The sequence below is a fragment of the Microcoleus sp. AT9b-C3 genome, assembly GCF_036705485.1.
Taxonomy (GTDB): domain Bacteria; phylum Cyanobacteriota; class Cyanobacteriia; order Cyanobacteriales; family Microcoleaceae; genus Microcoleus.
In genome coordinates this window covers 218,391-244,988 of sequence record NZ_JAUBUR010000001.1, presented here as the reverse complement: position 1 = coordinate 244,988, position 26,598 = coordinate 218,391, and the positions used below count along the sequence as shown (strand labels likewise).

Genomic DNA, 26,598 nt, shown 5'->3' with positions numbered 1-26,598 from the left:
ATGCCTTCTTCTCTATAGCAGTTATTTCTTGAAGCGAGGTACGCACGCAAGCCGGCCCAGCAATTCCCTTGCATGAACAGGAACCACCCATGCCCTATGCCTAGGAGCACCTCCAGAAACCTGAGAAAGGCTATATCAATCGCAGTTTAAACCCGCCGCTGCTGCTGTCGGAAATTCGATCGGCACAAAAGTCACCCCAAACTGCTCCTTAGAACACTTGACAATATGCACTAATATCGGACTAAAATTTTTGCGCGAACCCGTTTTGTCAAACTGAATTGTTCCGGTGGCTCCTGTGGCGCTAAAATTTGGATCGGCTAAGGTTTTTTGCATCCCTTCGCGGCTGGGTTGCTGCTGCTTTTCTATTGCTTGAATCAGCGCCTTAGCGGCATCGTAGGTTAATGCAGTTCGGTGACTGACATTTCCTTCCCAAAGCTTGCGAGTATTCTCAAGGAATTTGCGGTTGGGAGATTTTAAATGATGCCAAGAAACTGCGGCGGCCATTTTCTCAAAAGACGGTAACTGAGCAGCAGCTTCTAAAGTTTTTTGACTGTATATTCCCCCTGTACCCACAACCCAATTGCGGTCGAGATTGGCTTGCAAAAGAGCCATCGCATTGTTGAGAGCGATCGGGATGTGACTCGGACTTAAAACTATCGTTGTTTTCTCTGTTTGCCTGACTTCTTGTATGGCTTTTTTCACGTTAAAGTCGCTGTGTGACAAATCGAATTCGGTGATATTTGCAATATTTCCTCCCCGTTCTCTAAACTGTTTTCTGAATTCTTCCCAAAAAGAGGAAGTGGCTTCGCTCCTGGTGCTGTAGAAACCTGCTACTTTGGTTTGACCTTTTTTTTCAATCAGATATTTAGCGAATACTTCCACACTAACTTTAGTCCGAGGCACAGTTCTAAAGAAAAAATTTCGGGGTTTTTCTGTGGCTTCTTCCGTCGTACTGCCTGGGGAAATTAATACTAAATGATTTTGGTTGTAAATATCGACTGTATGGACTGTCATTGCGTTAGTGTAGTGACCGATAGCGCCCAAAAGACCGCCCAGTTTGACTAGGGAATTAGCGCGGGCGATCGACTCTTCTTTTAGATTGGCATCGTCAGCAATTATGACTTGTAAACCTTTACCGTTAATAGCTTGATTCTCTTGAAAATCTAAACCATTTAGGTTGCGATCTATATCAGAATTGAATAATTTAAAATTAACTTCCGTTTGCGCTTGAGCAACTCCCCGCAAGATTTCTTTAGCCAAATCGATATCGACTCTACCTTGTTCGTTGGTACTAACGGGAACGATTACGGCAAGGGTGTAATAATCGGCTTTTTTAGCTTTTAATAAGGCATTATTCATGTAAATTAAAGTTTCGGGATCTTTGCGTTCTTCTTCATGCCACGATCTTTTAAAGTAATTAAATGCTTCCCGATAATTGGATTTGGCAAATTCATTAACTCCTGCTTGCTTTAATCGAGGAGTCGAGGATTTTAGTAGAGATTCTTCGCCGCAGCTTAAAGCATCACCTTGCAGTAAAAGACAAGTTTTCGGGGTAAAAACGTTGTGAAAAAAAAGGGCGATCGCACATCCGGCAATAATTCCCCCAATTCCCAACAGCGATCGGCGAAAGTGCGATCGAGAAAATCCCGAAAACCGATCGCGTTTCGGCGGTGGCGATAGGGATACGATTGGATGATTATCTTGCAACTGTTGCGGTACATTCAAATTCTGTGACAGTGGGGGCGGCGGGTGTAAGCTTGCGATCGAATTCAAAGCCTGCAAAACATCAGCAACAGATTGGTAGCGATCGGGGAAGTTGTAGCGCACCATTCTGTTTAAAATCTTTTCCATGCCAGCGCTAATTTGTACCATAGGGCGATCGGGAGTGGAGTAGCGCCAAACGATATCGCCCCGCCGGGAATCTGTCAGGAAATCTTGAGCAGGAGACAAGCCTGTAAGGGCTTGAATAGCGACAATACCTACAGAGTAGATATCGCTACAAAATTGAGGATTGCCAGCAATTTGCTCTGCCGGCGAATATCCTTGCGTATAAATAGTTCGGCTGATAGTGTTTCCCGAATCAGTTATTTCCAAGGAACTGATTTCTTTGACAGCCCCAAAATCAATCAGAACTATTCTTCCATCGCAATCGCGCCTAATTAAGTTAGAAGGAGTGATATCGCGGTGAATGACATTGTGTTCGTGAACAAAAGCGATAACTGGCAAGATATCCTGCAAAAATTGAACTACTTGCTCTTGAGTCCATTGAGTATTTGGAGCGAATTCTTGCCTCAGCGGATGTCCTTCAATGTATTCTTGAATTAAATAAAAATTGTCATTTTCTTCAAAGCTATCGAATAACTGTGGAATCTGCGGGTGTGTGCCCAATCGGTGCAAAGCTCGAACTTCACTTTCAAATCGCTGCTTTGCTTCTGGCAAGAGTTGGGGATCGCTTGGCGGCCTAATTTCCTTAACAACGCACAGGCGGTTATCCGGTATGTCTAAATCCCTAGCTGTATATGTCCTCGCAAACCCTCCCCGACCTAATTCACTGACAATTTGGTAACGTTGGCGCAGGATATCTCCTGGTTGCAGGCACATAAATTTTTCGCTGTTTCTTAACTGGCTGCGATTTTCAAGGTTGATTTTACCGCATTTTTACAGCGATTTCTGTTAAGTTTCGGTTAAGTTTTAGAAACACTAGCGATCGGCAAAGTAATTACAAATTGTGTTCCCTTTCCTCTTTAGCAGTTTACCTCAATTGGGCCTTGATTTTTGGCAACAATTTGACACGCAATAGCCAGCCCCTATCTCGTATTTTTGCCCTCGACAAAATCCGCAATGCCATAGGTTTGCAGCATCGGACTTCAGTCCTTATTAAAATCCGAGGACTTTACTCCTGACTAAAAACCATAAAAATTGGTAATCAAATAGCTTCGTAGTGAAGACTTCAGTCCGCATTAACATCCGCGATGAAATAGGTTTCTAGTTAGCACTTCAGTCCGCATTAACATCCGAGGACTTGCATTCGTCACTAAAATAGACAAACCATAGACAAGTCATGGAAAAAACAAAGGTTCTACAGCATTAATAAGCTATAGAACCCTTGAAAATATGTGTTTTATTGCAAGCCGATGGTGGGATTTGAACCCACGACCGTTCGATTACGAATCGAATACTCTACCCCTGAGCTACATCGGCACAGACAATTTTGAATTATAGCACAGCCAAAACGAAAAAAGCAAGGAGTTGTAGAATTTAATTCAAAACTCCACAACTCCTAGCTCACCAACAGTTAAACAGCCACTTCCGTGTCAGTTGAGCCGCCTCTGGCCCCGGAATAAACCAAACCCCGCTGCATATCCAGCGTCAGCATAGTTCCGTCCCGAATTACCCGCGTGGCATTCTTTACGCCCACCATCACCGGCACGCCCAAGCGCAAACCGATAATCGCGGCGTGAGAAGTCAAACTGTCCTCCTCCGTCACCACACCTGCGGCTTTCCGAATCATCTCCACAAAAGCGACGCTGGTGTGTTCGACTACCAAAATTTCTCCAGCGTGGAAATTGCCTACATCCGCAGCAGTGCGAGCAACCCTGGCCATGCCACTCACCGATCCCAAACCGACACCGGTGCCTTTGCCTAAAACTGCTGTCACTACTTCAACTTTGATCAAATCCGTCGATCCGGCAACTCCTTGCAGAGTACCGGCGGTCATCACCACTAAATCTCCGTCGCACACTAACTCTTTTTCCTGGGCGACAGTCATGGCAGAGTGAAATGTCTGGCCGGTGGAGGGCAAATCCAGCACCAGCAAGGGTTTGACTCCCCATACCAATTGCAGTTGACGGGCTACGTCTACGTGAGGAGTAACTGCCAAAATCGGAGTTTTGGGTCGGAACTTCGAGACATTTCGGGCTGTGGCGCCGGTTTTGGTCAGCGTCATGATGGCTGCGGCGTTCAATTGTTCGGAGATTTGGCTGACTGCTTGGCTGATGCCGTTGGGGATCGATCGACCAATATCTTCTACATTCCTAATATTCCGTTTAATTCCTTCCTTCTCCATCCGCACCGCAATTCTCGCCATCGTCGCCACCGCTTCGACGGGGAACTTGCCGACAGCAGTTTCATTCGACAGCATCACCGCATCAGTTCCGTCAAGAATCGCGTTGGCCACGTCGGAAATCTCGGCGCGGGTGGGACGGGGATTGTTGACCATGCTGTCGAGCATCTGGGTAGCGGTAATTACCGGAATACCCAGGCGGTTGGAGGTAGCAATCAGGCGCTTTTGCAAAATCGGCACGTCTTCGGCGGGTAGTTCCACTCCCAAATCGCCGCGGGCGACCATCACGCCGTTGCAAAGGGTGAGAATTTCCTCCATTTGTTCGATCGCCTCGTGCTTTTCGATCTTGGCAATCACGGGTACTTGCTTGCCCGCACTAGCAATCAGTTCTTTAATTTCGAGCACATCTTGGGGATTCCGCACAAAGCTCAGGGCTACCCAATCGACACCTTGGTCGAGGCCGAACATTAAATCTTTGCGGTCTTTATCAGTCAGCGCTTTAATTGACAGGTAAACTCCCGGAAAATTCACACCTTTGTTGTTGGAAAGCGGCCCGCCGACTACGACGCGGCAGTACAGTTCCCGCGCCGCCCGGTCTACTTTTTCGACCTGCATTTCGACTTTCCCGTCGTCGAGCAGAATCACTGCTCCCTCTGGAACTTCGTCTGCTAGGGGCTCGTAGGTGACGGAAGAAATGAGTTCGGTGCCGGGAACTTGGCGACTGGTGAGAATGAAAGGATCGCCGTTTTTGACAACTATAGAGCCTGTCTCAAAGCGCCCTAAACGAATTTTCGGGCCTTGGAGGTCTTGGAGGATGGCAACCGGCTGGTTGAGTTCAAAGGATGTTTGCCGGATTAAGCGAATGCTGCGCTGGTGGTCTTCTTCTGTTCCGTGGGAAAAGTTGAGTCGCAAAGTGGTGGCACCTGCTTCTATGAGCTGGCGCAGCACTTGTGGGTCGGAAGTTGCTGGGCCAATGGTGGCGACGATTTTAGTCCGGCGTAGGGCTTTTGGCAATTGCATCAGCGGTGTTCTGGGGAGGCAGGTGGATTTCTTGTTTAAATTTCGGCTAACGTTTCATTTTTGCACTACAAGCAATCACGCTAGTCTCAAGTCTTAAAAATTTTGATAGTCGTCAAAAAAGCAGGTATTGAACAATATATAGAATATCTGACTTTTTACCGATCGGTAATCTTTTCTTGGACAGCGCGCTTTTTTGCAAATTTATCTGCTCTCAGGGTTGACATAAATACAGAGATACCCATTGATTTTATTTGGTCTGCAGAGTTCTTTTGGCTAATCTAGCACTGGTATCCTTGCACAACAGCAATACTTTCCTGTTTGTGCAGAGGCTAGTTTCTGGCGATAGAACAGAGTTCTTTCATAAAACTTTACTATTGTCCGGCTTGTATCTTATACTACGCAAGTGTGAAATATTAAGGAGTCTTAACAAAGATGTCGGAGGCAGGACGGCCGCTGACAGTGCCGAAAGAGTTTCTGAGTCCTCCCGGTGACTTTAATCCGACACTGCTGCTATTTTTGAGTGCAGTAGCGATTCTCGTGATTTCTAACTTGGGTTTCTGGTGTTGGGGATGGCCGCAGTGGTGCTGTTTTACGCTGAACGTGTTGGCTTTGCACATGGCGGGAACTGTGATTCACGATGCGTCTCACAATGCAGCCCATCGCGATCGCACAGTTAATGCTATTTTGGGACACGGTAGCGCCCTGATGTTGGGTTTTGCTTTCCCGGTGTTTACGCGGGTACATATGCAGCATCACGCCCATGTCAATGACCCAGATAACGATCCAGACCATTATGTTTCTACGGGCGGGCCTTTGTGGTTGATTGCTGCGAGGTTTTTTTACCACGAGATTTTCTTTTTTAAGCGCAAACTGTGGCGGAAATACGAATTATTGGAATGGTTTCTCAGCCGTTTGTTTGTGATCGCGATCGTGTATATCTCGATTCAATACGGTCATTTAGATTACGTGCTGAATTTTTGGTTTTCTCCGGCTTTGGTGGTGGGGTTGGCCTTGGGGTTGTTTTTTGATTATTTGCCGCACCGTCCGTTTCACGATCGCGATCGCTGGAAAAATGCCAGAGTATATCCGAGTCCGATTCTGAATATCTTAATTTTGGGGCAGAATTATCACCTGATTCATCACTTGTGGCCTTCAATTCCTTGGTACAATTACAAGCCTGCTTACGAAGCTGTGAAGCCGCTGCTAGATGAAAAGGGTTCTCCTCAAACTTTGGGAATATTGGAAGGGAAAAAGGACTTTTGGAGTTTTATATATGACATTTTTTTAGGGATTAGGCTGCATCACAAAAAAGCGTCTGATTGACAAAAACCCGGTTTCTTTGAGAGGCCGGGGTTTTTTTGTATGGCAGAAGGAAGAAGGCAAATGCAATTTCGGGTAATGGTTGTAGTAGGGTAACGGCACAGCCTTTGGTGGTGTCAACTTAAGCTTTTAGTCCGCCAGTCCTCCCACCAGGCACTCCTTAGCGGGAATGAATTCCCTGTCTGATAGCTAAAGTCCTCTCAAACAGGACTGAAGAACTCATGAGTCCTCTTTTAGAGGACTTTCACTTTGAGGCAGGGGTTTCAACCCCTGACGGACTATCGGTTTTACCTTAAGTTGACACTAATAGGCACGGCGCCGTCTCCTGACTGTGGGTAAGATTAATTCCGATGCCACCGGATTTGATATCAATCCCCTCGCGGGGAAGTGGTAAAGGAGACTGTATGATTTTCCACCATGTCCAGATTGCAACCAAACGTTTCAATCCCCTCGCGGGGAAGTGGTAAAGGAGACATCAGATTCTGATTTAACCTAACGGTGTAACTACGGAAGAGTTTCAATCCCCTCGCGGGGAAGTGGTAAAGGAGACAAGTCGGCCCTGATTTAAATAAAATGATGGAACTAGCTGAAGTTTCAATCCCCTCGCGGGGAAGTGGTAAAGGAGACACTTGCTAGGCTCTGATTCGGGCGATGACACCCTTTTGTTTCAATCCCCTCGCGGGGAAGTGGTAAAGGAGACCTCTTTTTACATTACTTTAGATTCGCGTTCGCGCGAGTTTCAATCCCCTCGCGGGGAAGTGGTAAAGGAGACAGGAGACTAACGGCGGAAATATTGAGGGAGCAGTAGAGTATCAGTTTCAATCCCCTCGCGGGGAAGTGGTAAAGGAGACTCTTGAAACAAAATCTAGAGTTGGAAAGAAATTTCAGTTTCAATCCCCTCGCGGGGAAGTGGTAAAGGAGACATGAAAGCTTCAAAATTGAATTATGATCAAGTTACAGCACTGTTTCAATCCCCTCGCGGGGAAGTGGTAAAGGAGACAAGAAAAAGTAAAACTTTTCTTCAGAAACTTAGAGTTTCAATCCCCTCGCGGGGAAGTGGTAAAGGAGACAAAAGATCTGTGGAGATCTGAGAAATTAAATTTTCTCCAAAGTTTCAATCCCCTCGCGGGGAAGTGGTAAAGGAGACCGAAGGAGATAGTCAATGTTACGAATGCGAGCAGAAAGCTGTTTCAATCCCCTCGCGGGGAAGTGGTAAAGGAGACGTTGTAAACCCATTTTGTTCACTTTGTGGAGGATCAGCGTTTCAATCCCCTCGCGGGGAAGTGGTAAAGGAGACGAACCACAACATTCTTGAGGACTTTCCCCATGAAAGTTTCAATCCCCTCGCGGGGAAGTGGTAAAGGAGACGGAATGCTCAGGAGCATTGTAGCCCCCGTATCCAATGTTTCAATCCCCTCGCGGGGAAGTGGTAAAGGAGACACGATATTCGCACCGGCAAAGGTAATGATACAATACATGCCGTTTCAATCCCCTCGCGGGGAAGTGGTAAAGGAGACGTGGGAAAGTAGTTGCCCACGCTTCGAGACTTTCAAAGAGTTTCAATCCCCTCGCGGGGAAGTGGTAAAGGAGACTAAAAATTCACCTACAGTAGGGAGAGAACAATGTGTTTCAATCCCCTCGCGGGGAAGTGGTAAAGGAGACAAACACTTGACAATAGTCGAAAATATGTACCTACTGCGTTTCAATCCCCTCGCGGGGAAGTGGTAAAGGAGACCCAATAATCCGCCGACACTTAAACCGAAAACCGCAATCAAGTTTCAATCCCCTCGCGGGGAAGTGGTAAAGGAGACAACAAGTCAGGTGGAGATCCAAGAAACGGTCACATTGGGACTGTTTCAATCCCCTCGCGGGGAAGTGGTAAAGGAGACGATAGTCTTTGTGGGAACAACGATAATGACACCATGTTTCAATCCCCTCGCGGGGAAGTGGTAAAGGAGACGCGACCGAGATGATGACGATCGGTACTCCCGATCCGTTTCAATCCCCTCGCGGGGAAGTGGTAAAGGAGACAGGTTTTAGCGTTCTAGGAATGGTTCTAGAACGCTAAGTTTCAATCCCCTCGCGGGGAAGTGGTAAAGGAGACTGAAAGCTTTCAACCAAATCGTCCGTTCTGTCGTGTTTCAATCCCCTCGCGGGGAAGTGGTAAAGGAGACTCTTAACTAGTCATATGGTTGATAGTATTGCAATAAAAGTTTCAATCCCCTCGCGGGGAAGTGGTAAAGGAGACGGGAAGGCAGTCCGGATCGTTATGAGCCCAACGCGTTTCAATCCCCTCGCGGGGAAGTGGTAAAGGAGACAAACAACGGTCACATGCCCAAAGGAAAGAAACCTAAGCCGTTTCAATCCCCTCGCGGGGAAGTGGTAAAGGAGACGCGATCGAAATGGTGCCAGATGCGACTGGCGGATTTAAGTTTCAATCCCCTCGCGGGGAAGTGGTAAAGGAGACTCGAAGAAAACCCTCTTTCCATCTACAGCGTGGTGTGTTTCAATCCCCTCGCGGGGAAGTGGTAAAGGAGACACCAAGATTGGGCATGAGAGTTGCTCTTTGCCTGTGTTTCAATCCCCTCGCGGGGAAGTGGTAAAGGAGACAATAGGGGGGAATACCAATAACAGGACCCCCTTGTTTCAATCCCCTCGCGGGGAAGTGGTAAAGGAGACCAGGGAAGCCCACAGGGTGAGTTTGGATGGTGGGTCTGGTTTCAATCCCCTCGCGGGGAAGTGGTAAAGGAGACCTTAATGGAACTACTCCCCCTGTCCAAGCCAAAAAAGTTTCAATCCCCTCGCGGGGAAGTGGTAAAGGAGACCTGCTTACTATATTGAGCATGAGTACCGGGATGGGAAGGTTTCAATCCCCTCGCGGGGAAGTGGTAAAGGAGACCTCCCAAGAGTGGCGTGTCAGTGGTTCACAAATTAATGTTTCAATCCCCTCGCGGGGAAGTGGTAAAGGAGACTATAGGTCGTCAGGTTCCCCGGAACCCTCCCGGTTCCAACAAAGGTTTCAATCCCCTCGCGGGGAAGTGGTAAAGGAGACCATGGATGCTCTTGAATCTGATGGAGATTACGCAGAAATGGTTTCAATCCCCTCGCGGGGAAGTGGTAAAGGAGACTTCCATACAACAACTGTAGGTAGTATACTACCTACAGTTTCAATCCCCTCGCGGGGAAGTGGTAAAGGAGACTGAGTCTGCTAGAATTGTGATAAGTGCTACATGGTTTCAATCCCCTCGCGGGGAAGTGGTAAAGGAGACTGTTCGGCCAGGGAGCCTTACCCAGAAAGGGTTTCAAGCCTCAAATCGACGCACCATTTTTTACCTGTCAATAAGACTTTAAAACCTGCAATAAGCTCAGTTGCTTGCAAGCCGTAACCGTTGGTATGAGAGTAATCGACGCACCCCAACGAGAAAATCAGGGTTTTGCCGATCGCCCGAGGTGCGTCGATTGCCGATCTGCGACACTGAAACTAGCCGCAGATCCAAAAAAAAACTATGCAATTTTCAACGTTCTGGAGCGATCGAGCTTTGCAACTCGCAAACAAACTGTACACCTTAACCTGCAATTTGTCAACAAGAATGAGAGTTAAATCCGACGATCGCCCTTTTTTAGTTGTCGGGGCGATCGACTTTCACAATCGCCAAGTCTACTTTTCCCCAGCCACCGCCACCGCTAAATTCCTATCGGGCCGCAAATTTTGAGCTCCCCGCAAATAAGGATGATAAATTTCAACGTGTGCCGGCCAATTGATGTGAATTAAAAACCGGATGCAGCGTTCCAAAGCACCCTCAACGTGCATCTGCTGTACGTCCAACAAAGCAACATTACACCAGTGAGGACGTTCGCGGGCGATCGCGGCCGGAAACACAGCATCTAAATCGCGAGTAGCAGAAAACGTAGCACTAATAATTAATTCTGGATTTATATCATTTTTTGCTTCTAATTCATCTAACAATTCTCTCACCGCTTCTCGAATTGCTGCCACCGAATTCTCGCTAGCAGTAGTTGCCCCACGAATCCCCCGCACTTGCCACTCCACGCAAATTTCCTCCATATTTTTGTTATAAGTCATTAGTCATTAGTTATTAGTCATTAGTCATACTAAATTAGGCTTAAATACCCACTTTATTTCTTAGCCCCCGCTTGAGCGGACTTCCTTTATGTAGTTTGACCTCGAACTCGTAGGCGAAACCAGCGCGAAGCGCTTATGACGGGCGAAGCGCCACATTTGAGTTTGAAGTCAACAGATTTTCAATCGTCCAATCATCCAGGGGGTAACTAATGACTACTGACTCCTGACCAATGACTAATTTATTTAATCACGGGCGATACATCCACAGCGGCAAACCGCTCGTAGAAAGCTCGAATTCCAGCAAATTATTGTAAGCTGAAAGCCCGGATATATCCAGACTACTCCCCAAAACGCGATTTAGGAAAGGTTTTGCTTTTTCTAGCGTGCAAGACTCGGTTTTTTCCGGGTCGAGGCCTGCGAGTTCGGCGGCAAGGCGGCGAGCGTCCTCTTCTGTTCCGAGCCGATCGACCAAACCCAATTCTAAGGCTTGCTGACCGGTAAAAACCCGACCGTCGGCAAAACTTTTGACTTTTTCAACAGCCAATTTCCGGGCTTCAGCAACGGTTTCCACGAATTGCTGGTAGCTGGTGTCGATCAAGTCTTGCAAAATTTGCTGTTCAGGATCTGTCAATTCTCGATCGAATGCCAAGATATCTTTATAGGGCCCCGATTTAATCACCTGAAAAGAAACGCCTACTTTTTCTAACAGGCGTTCTAGATTGTTGCCCCGGATAATCACGCCAATGCTGCCGGTAATTGTACCGGGATTAGCAACGATATGCTCGGCTCCCATGCCGATGTAAACTCCGCCAGAAGCTGAAATATTGCCGAAACTGGCGACAATTTTGACTTTTTCGCGCAAACGCTTGAGCGCGCTGTAAATTTCCTGGGAATCGCCGACTGTGCCGCCGGGGCTGTCTATCCGCAGCAGCAAGGCGGGAAATTTGCGTTCTTCAACGGTTTTGAGAGCTTCTAGGACTCGTTTGCGGGTTTCTCCGGCAATGGCTCCGGTGATTTCGATACGGGCGATTTGTTTGCGGTAGCGGGGCTTGAATGGCCAAATCATGGGCAGTGTACAGGCAATGTTACGGATTTTTGTAGCTAACTTCTTATAGTGTGCCTTATTCATCGGGGTAGATGTTGTGCCTGTGTTCGCAACAGACCGAAGAGCCCGTTCCAGATTGTTCGCAACAGGCAAGATGCCTGTTCCTAATGGCCGATCGAGATTTGTGCGATCGAATTTAACTCAACAGCGATATATAATTGTAAAAATTGCTTAACAAAACTACATCATTCTCGTGAGAGCCACTCTCATCAATTATTTGGAGTCTCCGCCATGCAGCTAAAGCTTACCGATTCAAAACTGCCTTTTGCCCCGCTGTTGCTCATTGCGCCGTTTTTCCTGTGGGGAACCGCGATGGTAGCCATGAAGGGCGTGATGCCGCACACAACGCCGCTGTTTGTGGCTGTCGTGCGTTTGATACCTGCGGGTGTGTTGGTGCTGCTGGCGGCGGCATTCATGGGAAAACCACAGCCGCAGGGTTGGAAAGCTTGGCTGTGGATTTCGCTGTTTGCTTTGGTTGACGCTACTTTGTTTCAAGGCTTTTTAGCCGAAGGTTTGGCGAGAACCGGTGCCGGCTTGGGTTCGGTGATGATTGATTCTCAACCGCTAGCTGTGGCGATTTTGTGTTTGTGGTTGTTTCAAGAAAAAATTGGTTTTTGGGGCTGGTTGGGATTAGTGATTGGCGTTGTCGGCATCAGTTTAATTGGGTTGCCGGAGGGCTGGATTGTGGGGCTTTTTCATCCTGAAAACGCGCAGGTTTCTGCGGGTATCGAACAGTTGTTTCAGGGTGGAGAATGGTTGATGCTGTTGGCTGCTTTGTCGATGGCTGTGGGTACGGTTTTGGTGCGCTGGGTTTGCCGCTATGTTGACCCGGTTGTGGCGACTGGTTGGCACATGATTTTGGGCGGTTTGCCGCTGTTGGCAATTTCGGCTGCAACTGAGTCCGATCAGTTTGTGAATATCGATTTTTCCGGCTGGATGGCGTTAGGTTATTCTACCGTGTTCGGAAGTGCGATCGCCTACGGTTTGTTCTTTTATTTTGCTTCAAGTGGCAGTCTAACCAGTTTAAGTTCTCTTACCTTTCTTACGCCTGTATTTGCTTTGCTGTTCGGCAATTTGTTCTTGGGAGAAGTGCTCAATCCGCTGCAATCGATGGGAGTTGGGCTGACTTTGGTGAGTATTTATTTGATTAACCAGCGGGATACTTTGGGTGAGAAATTGCGAAAAGTGCGGCACGGTGAAGCGAGTGCAGAAGTTGAAGCAACAGGATTGTTAGAGTCGTCTGAGTTGAATTCTGTAGAATTACCCGTGCAGTTGCGGGTTAGCGAATTGGAATCAGAAGTTTAGCAGGTGGAAAAGTTTAGGCAAAATTGCCTGAATTTACCACTCGTCTTCTAAAACAACAACAATTTTTTTGCTTTTAATATCTACTACAAAACTTTTCAAACTGGGATTGTGTTGGTAACAAGCCATCAAATCCTTATGCTTGCGATATTGTTTGGAAATGTCCCGATAATATTCAGGCTTTTTGGCGTCAATTGTAAAATCATGTTTTTTTACAATTTCCTTATTTAACGTCTCTAAACAATTTTTGAATTTAGACTTTTTGTTGTCTTTATAATACAGTGGCAGCAACCAACACTCAATAGAGTGTACGGATATAGCCCAAATGATTCGCTGTTGACATTTACTGTAGAAATCTTCCCCAATTTCTTGTTTGAACTTTTCAATAACTTTTCCAATCAACTCTGGAGGAGTAAATTCACCATTTTCGTCTTGCTGTGGGATACCATAATCTTGTGAAACATCCGTGTCTATTTGGATAATGATATAGTCATTAAATTGAAACGACTCTTGAAAATCTCTTAAACGGCAATAAGCAAAGACTTGACTCCAACTACCATAACCTTTAAATTTGTTTTCATCTTTTTTATCTCTTTCTGGTTGAAGTGGTCTAATCACTAAATCGGGACTATTGAAATATCCAGCTAAAATATTCTCAATTACAATTTGGTCAGTAAGTCCCTCTGTAACCAATCCAAAACTAATCATATTAAAAATTCTTAGGAAGTCCGCCGATATAGCCTCTCAAAAATGCCTCTGATAATTTCACAGGTTCTTGTCCCTCCAAAGGTTTAGGTTTGAGAATGCGTCTAGCCTTAGTATAACCTAATTGATTCCGGGAAATCACAAGCAGCCGCTGTTCGTCATCATCTAAATCCAAACCGTCCAAAACTGCCGGGTTGTGGGTTGTAAAAATGACTTGTTTGTCGTGTTTTTTTGCTAATTCGACTAATTCTTGCATTAATCGGCGGCACAATCTGGGATTGAGGGAAGCGTCAATGTTATCTATTGCAAAAAAACTCGGCGTGAGGTCGCTGATGAACAAGGCCAAGTAAAAGAGTACAAATAAAAAGCCTTCATTAGAACTTCTTTGATCGAAATAACTTAAATCAATGTCTAAATATTTATCTTTTATTTGGAGAGAAGTTTGCATTGGTGATAAATCTTCAGGCACTTCAAAATCTCTAAACCAATCTATCAATCGCAACTTTTCTTGAATTTGATTGAGTCGATCTTGGTTTTCATCAGAATTTAAAAATTTTATAAGTTTAAACAAACCTTCACCATTAATGCCTAATGGTTGAATCTGTCCTTCTTTTTCAAAAGTGCGTAATGCTTGGTCTTCGGGAGAGTAAATTGTGAAGTCAATTAAATGAGCCGGGGCAAGGCTTCTGTTTATTGAGCCTAACAACAACAACAAGAATTCTTGTATTGTTTTGGGTTTTAACATTTGTTCTAATTCGTCTTCTGAGGCTCCTTCTAATGCTTTTATGCTTTTTTTAACGTCTTCTAGACTTACTTCCTCAGGTTGGTTTTTTGGGTTGGTAGATATAACATTTTGTCTTGCCTTAGAGTAGTAAACAATATCTTTTAAATAAATCTCCTGGGCGAACAAATCTTTATTTTCCCACTTTGAATAGGGAGAGTTATCATTGTGTAAAAGATAACTAAAGTTTTCTCCTTGGTTTTCTTTAATATCAATTTTGATATTTTTAACCAAATTTTTCCTTTCAAAGGCCGATCGCATAAATTGAGGTTCTGTCACTCTAATGCCGCGAGAAGCTAAAAACTCGTTATCCAGCTTGTCATCAGCCGCCGCAGAAGCAAGGGCGATCGCCTCTAGGATATTGCTTTTGCCGCAGCCATTTTCGCCAATCAATACGGTCACTCGTCCTAATTCCAGCTTCAGCTTTTGAATGGACTTATAATTTTCGATTCTGACTTCTCCAATCATAATTCAATCCCATATAATTCGAGTGTACTCATTGTATCTCCGATCGCATGGATCTCAAGGAACGCCTGCACAGCCATCTGATTCAAATTGTACGCGATCGCAACCCATACCTCGCATCCGAAGGGCATTTTTATGCTCAGCAATACATCCGCGAACAGTTGGCACAGTGGGGAACTGTAGAAATTGACGATTTTGCGGTGCGCGGCCGAATTCATCACAATTTGATTTTGGATTTACCCCCCTCCGATCGGGCAAGTAAGAAGGGCTTGCCGCCGATCGTAATTGGTGCTCATTACGAGACTGTACCCGGATCGCCTGGGGCCGATGATAATGCTACTGGTGTTGCTGTTTTGCTGGAACTCGCAAGGGATATCGCATCTGCGCCGCTCAAATATCCAGTGCAATTAGTCGCCTTTGATATGGAAGAATACGGTTGTTTTGGAAGCAGTCATCATGCAGCTAAATACAAGCAACAGCAAAAGTCAATCCGGTTAATGATTTCTTTGGAAATGTTGGGTTATTGCAACCATAATCCTAATTCTCAAAGCTATCCCGCTGGCTTGAAATATTTTTATCCAAATAGTGGCAATTTTATTGCTTTAATTGGCAATTTGCGGACGCTTCCCGATTTGATTAATTTGAGTGGCAAAATTCGCAAATCTGGTCAGCCCTGCGAGTGGCTGCCGGTGCCGAATCGAGGTTTAATTGTGCCGGATACTCGCCGTAGCGATCATGTTCCTTTTTGGGATAATGGTTATCCGGCTATTATGGTGACTGATACTGCTAATATGCGAAATCCGCATTATCATCGAGAAAGCGATAGGATTGAGACTTTGGATTTGGATTTTCTGGCTGGTGTTTGTCAGGGGTTAGTCAAGGGCCTTCGACATCTATAATTAACACCATCGAGCGCCTGCTAGTTTGAGCGACCATAAATTCTGACTTTTATGAACCGAAGTTATGAGTTTTATGAATTGACTCGAACAGAAGTTGGGTCAATAATTGTAAATTAATCAAGCAAAAATATCAAAAAAAAGAGATATGAATCCTACTTATCCCGATCGCACTCGCTGGCAATTCTGGATCGATCGCGGCGGTACTTTTACCGATATTGTCGCCAACAGCCCCGACGGTAAATTAGTCATTCACAAGCTGCTGTCGGAAAACCCAGAACGCTACACCGACGCCGCAGTCCAAGGAATTCGCGATATTTTGAGAATTCCCGCCGGCGCAGCTATACCCGCCGCCGAAATTGAAGCGATTAAAATGGGGACGACGGTGGCGACAAATGCTTTGCTGGAACGAAAGGGCGATCGCACAATTCTGTTAATTACTAAAGGTTTCGGCGATGCGCTGAGAATTGGCTATCAAAACCGCCCGAATATTTTCGCGCGTCATATTGTTTTGCCCCAGATGCTGTACGATCGAGTGATTGAAGTTGCGGAACGCTACAGCGCTCAAGGTGAGGAGTTAACTGCTGTCAATCCCGAGTTTATCCCGTGTTTGCAGCAAGCATACGATGAGGGAATTCGCAGTTGTGCGATCGTATTCATGCACGGCTACCGCTACTCGGAACACGAAAAACAAGTTGCTAAAATAGCGAAAGAAATTGGCTTTACTCAAATTTCAGTATCTCACGAAGTCAGCCCGCTGATGAAATTAGTTTCGCGGGGAGATACTGCGGTTGTCGATGCTTATTTATCTCCGATTTTGCGGGGTTATGTCGAACAAGTAACCAGTCAATTAAGAGAGGCAGATCCCGGAGACGAGGGATTATTAATGCCCAATCCCCAATGCCCAATCCCCCATGCCCAATCCCCTAAATTAATGTTTATGCAATCGAACGGCGGCTTAGTGGACGCGGCACAATTTCAAGGAAAAAACAGTATTTTATCCGGGCCTGCTGGGGGAATTGTCGGTGCTGTTCAAACCAGCAAAAAGGCAGGTTTTAATAAAATTATTACCTTTGATATGGGCGGAACTTCGACAGATGTTGCCCATTTTAACGGCGAATACGAACGCGAATTTGAGACGGAAATTGCTGGGGTGAGATTGCGATCGCCCGTGATGGCAATTCACACTGTAGCAGCCGGCGGCGGTTCAATTGTCTTTTTTGACGGATCTCGCTACCGCGTCGGGCCGGAGTCGGCAGGGGCCAATCCTGGGCCCGCTTGCTATCGCAAAGGTGGCCCCTTGACGGTGACTGATTGCAATGTGATGTTGGGGAAAATTCAACCGGATTTTTTCCCGAAAGTATTTGGATTGAATGGAGATTTGCCGATCGCCCCTGAGGTAGTAAACCAAAAATTTGTGCAACTAGCGGGGGAAATTGGGGGCGAGAGGACACCGGAACAGGTGGCGGAGGGTTTTTTGGCGATCGCTGTGGAAAAGATGGCAAATGCCGTTAAAAAAATCTCGCTTCAGCGCGGTTACGATGTTTCGGAGTATACATTGTGCTGTTTCGGCGGGGCGGGCGGCCAACACGCTTGTGCGATCGCGGATGCTTTGGGGATGAAACGGGTGTTTATTCACCCTTATGCGGGTGTGTTGTCGGCTTACGGTATGGGTTTGGCTGATGTGCGGGCTATTCGCGAAAGGGCGATCGAGGAACAATTAAATGCAGAATTATTAGCTGATTTGCATTATATTTTAACCCAATTGGAGGCTGAGGGAAAGAGGGAATTGAACCGGAGAGGCGCAGAGAACGCAGAGAATGAGTCAGAGGTTTTAGTTGTTAGCAAGTTGCGCTTAAAATATCAGGGAAGTGACTCGGTTTTGGCGGTCAATTTTGCTGACAATATTGAGGCGATGCAGACTGAATTTGAAGCAGCCCACCGACAGCGTTACAGTTTTATTATGCCAGAAAAGCCGCTGATTGTGGAAGCAGTGTCGGTGGAAGTTGTAGAAAGAATGGATGTGCCGGAAGCCTCCACAATTTCCCCCTCTGGTGGCACGGGCATCTTGCCTGTTCAACCAATTTCAACGGTGCAAACCTATGTTGCTGGCGGGTGGCGGGCAACGCCTGTTTATCAGAGAGATGATTTGCGATCGGGCGACTGCATAGAAGGCCCTGCTATGATTGTTGAAGCTACGGGAACTAATATCATAGAACCGGGCTGGGAAGGGGAAATCACCGAAAATAACGATCTAATTTTGAACCGCAGATGCACGCAGATAAACGCAGATAATATCCGCGTTCATTCGCGTTTATCTGCGGCTAAATCCGATCCGGTTTTGCTGGAAATTTTTAATAATTTGTTTCGGGCGATCGCCGAACAAATGGGCGTCACATTGCAAAACACAAGTTCCTCAGTCAACATCAAAGAACGTCTCGACTTTTCCTGTGCAATTTTCGACAAAAACGGGCAATTAGTTGCCAACGCGCCGCACATTCCCGTACATCTGGGCTCGATGAGCGAAAGCGTTGAAGCTTTAATTTTAGCACGAGGCAATGCGATTCAACCCGGCGATGTTTATGTTTCTAACAATCCCTACAACGGCGGCACACACTTGCCAGATATCACCGTTATTACTCCAGTATTTGATGGTGATTCCTCTCTTCCTTTGTTTTATGTTGCCTCGCGGGGACACCACGCCGACATCGGCGGCATCACTCCCGGTTCCATGCCTCCTAACAGTACAACAGTAACTGAAGAAGGTGTATTGCTTGACAATTTCCTGTTAGTAAGCGAGGGGAATTTTAGAGAAAAAGAATTACTAGAACTTCTGACAGCGGGAAATTTTCCGGTTCGCAATTCCGCTCAAAATATAGCCGATTTGCAAGCACAAATTGCTGCTAACAAGCGCGGCGCAGAAGAACTGCTCAAGATGGTAGAGCATTATGAATTAGAGACTGTGCAAGCTTATATGGGCTTCGTACAAGACAATGCGGAGGAGTCGGTACGCAGGGTAATTGATGTGTTGCAAGATGGCGAGTTTACTTATCCGATGGATAGTGGCGGACAAATTAAGGTAGCGATTACAATTGACAAATCTGCGCGCAGTGCAAAAATAGATTTTACTGGCACTTCTGCTCAACAATCCAACAATTTTAATGCTCCCGCAGCCGTGTGCAAAGCCGCTGTTTTGTATGTTTTCCGCACCTTGGTAGATGACGATATCCCTCTAAATGCGGGCTGTTTGAAACCTCTCAAAATCATCAATCCTGAAGGCTGTATGCTGAATCCTCGCTATCCAGCGGCGGTAGTTGCGGGAAATGTGGAAACATCGCAGAATATTACCGATGCTTTGTATTGTGCTTTGGGAGTGATGGCTGCTTCTCAGGGAACTATGAATAATTTTACCTTTGGAAATCAGCGCTATCAATATTATGAAACTATTTGCGGCGGTGCGGGTGCTGGTGCAAGTTTTGATGGTACGGATGCGGTTCAAACTCACATGACTAATTCGCGTTTAACCGATCCCGAAGTATTAGAATGGCGGTTTCCGGTGTTGTTAGAAAGTTTTGCAATTCGGGCTCATAGCGGGGGGAATGGATATCATCGCGGCGGTAATGGAGTTGTGCGGCGAGTGCGCTTTCGGGAGTATCTGACGGCGGGAATTTTATCGGGGCGGCGGGTGATTTCTCCTTGCGGTTTGAATGGGGGTGAAGCGGGGAAAGTTGGGCGGAATTATGTTGAAAAGTTTGATGGAAAAGTTGAGAATTTGGGGAGTACGGCGACTGTGGAAATGCAGCCGGGGGATGTGTTTGTCATTGAGACTCCGGGGGGCGGAGGATATGGTTTTCCTAGCGGGCTTTACGGTTGATAGCCTTCATCTGCTGGTAAGTTTTGTTGATTGGCTGCTTGTCTGGAAATATAATTGCAGCGTTGATACTCTTGGTTGCCTGCAGATTGCTTAAGTCTAATAAACTCCACGTCGTGTTGCGAACAGAATTGGAGTAGTTGCTCCCACAAATCTACGTTAGCAGTAGGTTTGTGTTCGCTATTTTTCCAGTTATTAGCTTGCCAGCGCAGCGCCCAATTGTTGGCAATAGCATCTACAAGGTAGCCATTGTTATTGTATAGCGTCACTTTACATCTTGTTTTGAGTGCTTTTAGACCTTCAATTGCAGCAATAATATCCATACGATGGTGTGTAGTTAACTGAAATCCGCCGGATAGTTCCTTGCGATGATTTTCATACAGCAAGATTGCCCCATATCCACCAGCACCGTTCGCCGTAGTTATACCGCGAGTATAGATGCTAACTTGTTTCAAGTTGCTCATGCTTGTGGGACTCCTTCAGGGAATATAAACATTTGGCGATATTATATAATTAATTGAATTAAGTATCAACATAATTTCAAAGCTGTTGCACCCAATGTATATCGTGTTGTAGAATCGGGCTGCACCCGCATTTATTCTCCAAACCTTTCCAGAACAATTGTGCAAACACCTAATTTTTCAGAACTCAACCATCCTGTGGTCAAATCCCTGTTCCATCACAGCGACCAGGAATTATTGACTCTGTTTCAAAACCATCCCGATCAGGGTCGCTTCTTCACGGCGATTTTTTGCCGCTACGCTCAAATTGTACACTCCCTGATTCGCCATTCCGTACGATCGCCCGTACAAGGCGATTACCTATTTGCCCACACTTGGCTGCACATCTATCACGAACTCCGAGGCCTCGATTTGCGCCGCGAGATTCAAGAGTCTGATGGCGGCAATCTCAGTCTCCAAAACTGGCTGATTAATGTCACCGCAGTCTGCATAAATCAAGCCCAATTGCCCCCTGTTGAGTCGATTCACTACTCTTTGCAATCGGCTCCGCCTCCCCTGTGGTGTTACGTCAAACAAGCCTTGGAATTGTTAGCGCCGCTGCCGCGTTTAGTGGTGTTGATGGCTCAGACTTTCCGCTGGAGCGAAACTCGAATTGCAGCTTATTTGCAAGCAGAAGGCGAAGCTATTTCGCCCGCTCAGGTAAAGGCTTTGCTCCAAAAAGGATATCAAAGTTTAGAATCCAACTTGCCGGAGGATATTCGGGCTATTTATCTAGATGAAAATCTCGATTATCAAGAAGCACTTGTCTAGATATAGTATGCGATCCCGCCGAGTTTGTAGATTCTCGAAAACCCGGTATTTTGAAAATACCGGGGTTTTTTAGCTATTATATATAGGGGAATGTGCGCAGTGCGCACCCTACAATTAGATGTTTTGTGTAAATTGTAATCATCTATTTTGGTTGAATACAAGCAATCCCAATATAAGAGGTGGAAATGGCAGTTTATCAAGTTCGGTTGGTGAATGAGGCTCTCGCGCTCGATCGCACGATCGCAGTACCAGACGACCAGTATATCTTAGATATGGCAGAAGATGCCGGCATCCGCTTGCCGAATGGATGCAAGCAAGGAGAGTGTTCTGCTTGCGTTGTCAAACTGCTGAGCGGTGAAATCGACCAAAGCGAACAAAAGTTTTTGAAGCCGTCCGAATTGCAAGCTGGCTACGCTGTTACTTGTGTGGCTTACCCGCTTTCTGACTGCACTTTGTTAACGCATCAAGAACAAGTTTTATATCAAGCCGCTCTTTATTTTAAATAATAGAAAATCGGTTTTTTAGCATCGTGTCTGGTAGCCTCGCGGGGCGCGGAATTTGTTGGTAAAAGAGCGAATTATATTCGCACATAAAATCGTTATCAAAGCAGATTTCTTGTCATGTAAGGTGCGTGACTCTCCAGCCTCTCGCTGCCACTTGAGTGGCTAAAAAGTCACGCACCCTAATGAGTATAGATAAACCCGCCCTTATAAATTCAGCAATTGTAGAATCCGCTGAAGCGGAATTTCCGCCAAATCCAAGCGGTAATTGAGTTCGTAGGCTAGCTCGCCAACCGCTTTTTCCAAAATGTAAGCATCCAACAAAACTTGTAGTTCCGGTATAGATTTGGGCAAGAAATCTGCATCGGCTGCTGTTGCCAAATAACTCTTGACAAAAGTGAGGCTGACCCAGCGGTGCCAAACGTTTGCCCACTGCTGCATCTCCGGGAGATTTTCAGGGCGAATCATGCCACTTTCTACTTCATTGCGGAGTGCCAAAGTAACAGCGTAACTCAAAGATTGCAGCATTCCCGCAACATCTCGCAGGGGCGACCTCTTCATCCGTCGCTCGTTTAAGGGTCGATCGCGCTCTCCTCCGAAATCAATAATTACGAAGTCTTTGCCTGTATAAAGAACTTGCCCGAAATGAAAGTCTCCGTGACAGCGAATTCTATCGGCTGTGATTCTCAAGTTCAGAATAGACTTGAAACGTTCCATGAGCAAATCTTCGCGGTTGAGCAGCTTTTGCGCCGATTTTTGTATTTCTGGCGGCAGTTTGGACATCCGTTTTTTCAGCTCCAGCAAAGTTCTTCCTGCCACATTTCTCATGTATTGATAAATGGAACGCTGGTAAAAGGAAGTGAAGCTTTCTGGGGCAAAAGCGGGATTTTCTGTGTCAGCAGCTAAAGCGAGGTGAAGTTCGGCTGTCCGTTGACCTAAAAGTTCGGCTGATGCTAAGTAAGAGCCGATGAGTTCGCGAGCTAACGCCGGAATTTCTAGCGATAAATCGGCTACTAGCGAGTTTTGCTGCCGCTGCTGTCCGGTCAAAGCGTTCGGTAAATAATTTTCGGGGGCCGTAGATAAATTCTCACCGGAATGCTTTGCTTCTACTGTCATTACTCGCTCGAAATAGTCGCGCAGGGTGTCTAATGTATAAGACCAAGCATCTACGCTGTCGGGGATTAATTTTTGTAGGATTCCGACTGTAAGGACTTGTTTGGCTGGTGTGTGATATTCCAATGCTCCGGCAATTGGAGCGTAGTGTTGGATCGAGTTGCGCTCTGTTAAAAAGCGTCCGATTTCTAATTCGGGGTTGATTCCTTCCTCGACTTTTCGCAATATTTTCAGGACGAAGCGGTCGCCGTAACCTGCGGATGTATTGCTTTGTTCTTTTTTGAACAGGTGAGGGTCGAGCTGCGATAAATCTTCTTCTGAGCTAAATGCACTGTCGGCAATTCCTACCAGTTGACCTGCAACACCTCTGTAACTGCGAGAATTGCCGATCGCCTCCAGCAGCGCGCTCAGAAAACCTTTGTCACCAGCAGCATCAAATAGTACCCCGACTTCCTTGTTGGTTTCTGGAAAGTGCAGGCGCGCGATCGCCCGATCGTCCACATCGCCTTTCATCTCTTCCCACCCTAAAGGCAAAACGTAAGTTTCCGGCATACCTTCAGTATAATTCAACTGCAAAAACAGAATGTAAACTTGAGATTGCTCCCCCGCACTATCTTTACATTCAATCGGTACAAGCTCACTTATTTCTAATGATTGAATTGTCCGATCTGTACCGCTAAACCAGCGATGGCGCCGCAGGTATCCCGGCAAAATATTAAGCAGCATATCGCTTAACTGACTTGTAGCAAAAGCATTTTTCCAATTGCCTATCACCGCCAAAGTAGGCAAGTCTGTGGGAACACCGTGCAGCGAAAAATCTTCGTGTTTAACAGTAAGAGTAAACCAGTAAAAAGTGTGAGGGCTCAAGCACAAAAAGTAAGGCGAGTCGCCAACGGCCGGAAACTCAGTGCGGCCGAAAATCTCCACCGGAACAGCACCTTTAAAGGGCGCAAGGTCTAATTCTGCCGTCTGCACGAAGCGCGACAAATTAGCCACTACGAGGATGTGTTCGTCTTGATAAGTGCGAACAAAAGCTAAAACTTTGCGGTTTTCCGGGTACAGAAACTCGCAAGTTCCACGGCCGAATGCTTGGAAGCGCTGCCTAATTGCAATCAGGCGTTTCATCCACCACCACAGAGAACTCGGATTCGCCCGCTGCGCGTCCACGTTAACAGATTCGTAGTGATATTCAGGGTCAACAATTGGCGGCGCGTACAGCCGCTGCGGGTTAGCACGGCTGAAACCGGCATTGCGATCGCCACTCCACTGCATCGGAGTTCTCACCCCGTTGCGATCGCCCAAATAGATATTGTCTCCCATGCCAATTTCATCGCCGTAGTAAAGCACCGGCGTACCCGGAAGAGACAGCAGCAAAGCATTCATCAACTCAATTCGGCGGCGGTTATTTCCCATCAAAGGAGCCAAGCGGCGGCGGATGCCCAAATTAATTCTCGCCTGAGTGTCTTGAGCGTAAACCCGATACATATAATCTCGGTCTTCATCACTCACCATTTCCAGCGTCAATTCATCGTGATTCCGCAAAAACAAGGCCCACTGACAGTTATTGGGAATCTGCGGAGTTTGCTGGAGAATGTCGCTAATTGGGAAGCTATCTTCCATGTGCAAAGCCATAAATAAACGCGGCATCAGCGGAAAATGAAAGTTCATGTGACATTCATCCCCAGCAGCGTAATATTCAACCGCATCCTCCGGCCACTGATTCGCCTCAGCAAGCAGCATCCGGTTCGGAAACTTCTCATCTACGTGCTGCCGCAATTGCTTCAGGAATTGGTGAGTTTCTGGCAGGTTTTCGCAGTTAGTACCTTCGCGCTCATACAGGTAAGGCACCGCATCCATTCGCAGTCCGTCTACTCCCAGTGCCAACCAGAAATCTACCACATCTAAGATGGCTTGGCGCACTGCCGGATTGTCGTAATTCAAATCGGGTTGGTGGGAATAAAAACGGTGCCAGTAATAAGCTTTTGCTACCGCATCCCAAGCCCAATTAGATGTTTCAAAATCTTGGAAAATAATCCGAGCATCTTGATATTTTTCCGGCGTGTCGCTCCACACATAAAAATCTCTTTCGTTACTGCCTTTCGGGGCGCGGCGCGCTCGCTGAAACCAAGCGTGCTGATCGGAAGTGTGGTTGACAATTAACTCAATAATGACTCGAATTCCCCGTTCGTGCGCTGCTTCTAAAAGGTCTTTAAAATCCTCTAATGTGCCGTAAATCGGGTTGACGGTAGTATAGTGAGATGTATCGTAGCCGTCGTCTCGGAGTGGCGAGGGAAAAAATGGCAGTACCCAAATTGCTGTTACTCCCAAGTTTTGCAGGTAATCCAGTTTTTCAGTCAGTCCTCTAAAGTCGCCGATGCCGTCTGCATTGCTGTCGGCAAAAGCCCGAACAGGTACTTCGTAAATAATCGCATCTTTGAACCACAACGGGTCGTTATTTAAGATTGAGTTTGGCATGATTTGTAGCGAGGATTGGTCATTGGTAATTTGTACTTAAAATTTGGTAATTGGGATTTGTTAGTTCCCACCCAAACTGATAAATCATAACTTATAATTTGGCCGCTATTCCTCATGCCAGCGGCAGACTTTTAATCGTAATTTATTAACGCAAAACTTATAATTTCTTAACTATAAAATCTCAACAAGCTGTTTTGCTATTTCGGATACAGTTCACAATTCCGATACAGATGCGCGGTGGACACCCGAAACACCGGTGCGGGGTGTACACCCTACCAAGGCCTGTCAACTTAAGCCTGAAACCCCTCTGTATCTCTCGCTGGTAGCCCAGTCTAAATCCCCCTTGATAAGGCGGACTTTGAGAACACTCTTGTCTTCCCCTTATTAAGGGGGGCTAGGGGAGATCGAACCCTTGTTGACACTAAGCGCACCCTACAGACTCAGGATTAGGTGCGGTATTTACTACCTGCCGGACGGTTGCCACGACATTACACTACCTTGACGTTTATTACAAATTTTCGTTACATTAGTTTACATAAAGCAACAAAAGTTAAGGAAAAACCAAAAATGACTATTGTAATCGCTCTTTTAATCGTCGGTTGGGTCGCAGCCTCAGTAATTGGCACTCAAGCATATTTCCTCGGAGAACAGTCAAAGCCCATCCACGAGCGGAATTGGAACGATGAATCTTTTGAACAACTGGCAAAATCAGTGACGGGAACAGAAATTGATTACCGCGTTCGCGTTCCTGCCTACAGCATAGATGCCTATGGCAGCCACACCATGTCTAATTCTTGATATCAAGTAACAGATTTCACCATTTTCAATAACAGGCAAGATGCCTGTTGCACAAGCAGATTAATTTTTTGTGCAACAGGCATCTTGCCTGTTCTTAATTTTTGAATTACAGGCAAGATGCCTGTTCCACAAGCAGATTAATTTTTGTGAAACAGGCCATAAATAATTATCGAAGTGTAATCGGCAAAATTCTCACCCTAGAGCGCGTTTCATCCACAGAAATGAACGCCCCCGACTCAATTTGTGGCTCAAATTGATGGAACACTTCCACAATCAAACTCTCGATATTAGCAGGCAGCACGTCTTGAATACGGACTTGAATGACACGCTAGAGCATCAGCTTGGGTTGCGGCCAGCAGTGCGCCAAAATCTAAATCATGAGTGAATACGGCATAGTCATTTACTCGCGCCCACTCCATAATAACGCGATCGGTGGCACGAGGATCGCCGACTGTAGACCAATGAAGAGACTCTATTCCGTATTTAGTAAATACGACAGTCCATTCAGGTGACAGGTTCATATCAATCAAAATTTTCACGCTATTTTGAGAGGAATTTCTACTTCTTCAACTCGCCACGCTGCATAGGCAAGTGCTTCATATATATCTGCTTCTTCCAGGTAGGGATAAGCCTGCAAAATGCCTGACGGTAAGTGTCCCGATGCCATCAGTCCGACTATAGTACCCACAGTGACTCGCAAGCCGCGAATGCAGGGTTTTCCTCCCATTACTTCTGGATTCAGAGTGATTCTAGTTAGTTGTTTCATGATTTTAAACTACCAGGCTTTCTGGGACAAAAGAAGATTAATTTTTGGTGGAACAGGCATCTT

Annotated in this window: 17 protein-coding genes, 1 tRNA gene and 1 CRISPR repeat array; of the genes, 7 read left to right on the top strand and 11 right to left on the bottom strand. The window is 46.2% G+C overall.

Going from position 1 to position 26,598, the window contains the following annotated elements; all coding sequences use genetic code 11:
• Positions 1-135 precede the first annotated feature (135 nt).
• The 3 genes from QUB77_RS00970 to pyk form a co-directional block, all read right to left on the bottom strand.
• Positions 136-2,601, bottom strand: coding sequence for a protein kinase domain-containing protein (locus QUB77_RS00970; protein WP_333169663.1), 2,466 nt, complete (start codon positions 2,599-2,601; stop codon positions 136-138).
• 528 nt (positions 2,602-3,129) lie between these two features.
• Positions 3,130-3,201, bottom strand: a tRNA-Thr gene (locus QUB77_RS00965).
• 94 nt (positions 3,202-3,295) lie between these two features.
• Positions 3,296-5,083, bottom strand: a complete 1,788-nt coding sequence (pyk, locus tag QUB77_RS00960) for a pyruvate kinase (RefSeq protein ID WP_333169661.1) — start codon at positions 5,081-5,083, stop codon at positions 3,296-3,298.
• A 432-nt stretch (positions 5,084-5,515) separates the two neighbouring features.
• On the opposite strand from pyk, the gene crtR reads away from it, so the two are divergent.
• Entirely contained in the window at positions 5,516-6,406 is an 891-nt protein-coding gene (gene crtR / locus QUB77_RS00955; RefSeq protein ID WP_333072925.1) for a beta-carotene hydroxylase, read from the top strand.
• Positions 6,407-6,768: 362 nt separating this feature from the next.
• Positions 6,769-9,672: a CRISPR direct-repeat array (repeat unit 36 nt; unit sequence GTTTCAATCCCCTCGCGGGGAAGTGGTAAAGGAGAC).
• A 389-nt stretch (positions 9,673-10,061) separates the two neighbouring features.
• Here crtR and aroH read toward each other — a convergent pair.
• On the bottom strand, positions 10,062-10,487 hold the full coding sequence (gene aroH, locus QUB77_RS00950; protein WP_333169659.1) for a chorismate mutase: 426 nt from the start codon (positions 10,485-10,487) through the stop codon (positions 10,062-10,064).
• Between the two features lie 247 nt (positions 10,488-10,734).
• On the bottom strand, positions 10,735-11,553 hold the full coding sequence (sppA, locus tag QUB77_RS00945) for a signal peptide peptidase SppA (RefSeq protein WP_333169657.1): 819 nt from the start codon (positions 11,551-11,553) through the stop codon (positions 10,735-10,737).
• A gap of 270 nt (positions 11,554-11,823) precedes the next feature.
• On the opposite strand from sppA, the gene QUB77_RS00940 reads away from it, so the two are divergent.
• A complete protein-coding gene (locus QUB77_RS00940; RefSeq protein ID WP_333169655.1) occupies positions 11,824-12,897 on the top strand; it encodes a DMT family transporter in 1,074 nt (357 codons plus the stop codon).
• A gap of 33 nt (positions 12,898-12,930) precedes the next feature.
• Here QUB77_RS00940 and QUB77_RS00935 read toward each other — a convergent pair whose 3' ends face one another.
• Both QUB77_RS00935 and QUB77_RS00930 read right to left on the bottom strand, forming a co-directional pair.
• Positions 12,931-13,602, bottom strand: coding sequence for a phage tail protein (locus QUB77_RS00935; protein WP_333169653.1), 672 nt, complete (start codon positions 13,600-13,602; stop codon positions 12,931-12,933).
• A 1-nt stretch (position 13,603) separates the two neighbouring features.
• Positions 13,604-14,848, bottom strand: a complete 1,245-nt coding sequence (locus tag QUB77_RS00930; RefSeq protein ID WP_333169650.1) for an AAA family ATPase — start codon at positions 14,846-14,848, stop codon at positions 13,604-13,606.
• A 47-nt stretch (positions 14,849-14,895) separates the two neighbouring features.
• Between QUB77_RS00930 and QUB77_RS00925 the strand changes: the two genes are divergently transcribed.
• Positions 14,896-15,744: a M28 family peptidase gene (locus QUB77_RS00925; protein WP_333169648.1), complete on the top strand. Its 849-nt coding sequence runs from the start codon at positions 14,896-14,898 to the stop codon at positions 15,742-15,744.
• A 145-nt stretch (positions 15,745-15,889) separates the two neighbouring features.
• Positions 15,890-19,615 (top strand): hydantoinase B/oxoprolinase family protein, encoded by a 3,726-nt coding sequence (locus QUB77_RS00920; RefSeq protein WP_333169645.1) that lies wholly within the window; start codon positions 15,890-15,892, stop codon positions 19,613-19,615.
• Here QUB77_RS00920 and QUB77_RS00915 read toward each other — a convergent pair.
• Positions 19,606-20,076 carry an RNase H family protein gene (locus tag QUB77_RS00915; protein WP_333169643.1) on the bottom strand — a complete coding sequence of 157 codons (471 nt, stop codon included), beginning with the start codon at positions 20,074-20,076 and terminating at the stop codon, positions 19,606-19,608. The two genes, QUB77_RS00920 and QUB77_RS00915, sit on opposite strands and share 10 nt — an antisense overlap.
• A 159-nt stretch (positions 20,077-20,235) precedes the next feature.
• Here QUB77_RS00915 and QUB77_RS00910 point away from each other — a divergent pair, with 159 nt between their 5' ends.
• Entirely contained in the window at positions 20,236-20,883 is a 648-nt protein-coding gene (locus QUB77_RS00910) for a sigma-70 family RNA polymerase sigma factor (protein WP_333169639.1), read from the top strand.
• A gap of 185 nt (positions 20,884-21,068) precedes the next feature.
• Positions 21,069-21,389: a 2Fe-2S iron-sulfur cluster-binding protein gene (locus tag QUB77_RS00905; protein ID WP_333046751.1), complete on the top strand. Its 321-nt coding sequence runs from the start codon at positions 21,069-21,071 to the stop codon at positions 21,387-21,389.
• Between the two features lie 201 nt (positions 21,390-21,590).
• On the opposite strand, the gene treS is transcribed toward QUB77_RS00905, so the two are convergent.
• Positions 21,591-24,971 (bottom strand): maltose alpha-D-glucosyltransferase, encoded by a 3,381-nt coding sequence (gene treS, locus QUB77_RS00900; protein ID WP_333169637.1) that lies wholly within the window; start codon positions 24,969-24,971, stop codon positions 21,591-21,593.
• 567 nt (positions 24,972-25,538) lie between these two features.
• Between treS and QUB77_RS00895 the strand changes: the two genes are divergently transcribed.
• Positions 25,539-25,769 carry a photosystem II protein, Psb35-related gene (locus tag QUB77_RS00895; protein WP_333169634.1) on the top strand — a complete coding sequence of 77 codons (231 nt, stop codon included), beginning with the start codon at positions 25,539-25,541 and terminating at the stop codon, positions 25,767-25,769.
• 287 nt (positions 25,770-26,056) lie between these two features.
• Here QUB77_RS00895 and QUB77_RS00890 read toward each other — a convergent pair whose 3' ends face one another.
• Together QUB77_RS00890 and QUB77_RS00885 are read right to left on the bottom strand one after the other, a co-directional pair.
• Positions 26,057-26,308, bottom strand: a complete 252-nt coding sequence (locus QUB77_RS00890) for a DUF5615 family PIN-like protein (protein WP_332947107.1) — start codon at positions 26,306-26,308, stop codon at positions 26,057-26,059.
• Complete coding sequence (locus QUB77_RS00885; protein ID WP_332947108.1) at positions 26,305-26,535, bottom strand: DUF433 domain-containing protein; 231 nt, start codon at positions 26,533-26,535, stop codon at positions 26,305-26,307. Before QUB77_RS00885 ends, QUB77_RS00890 begins: the two co-directional genes overlap by 4 nt.
• Positions 26,536-26,598 lie beyond the last annotated feature (63 nt).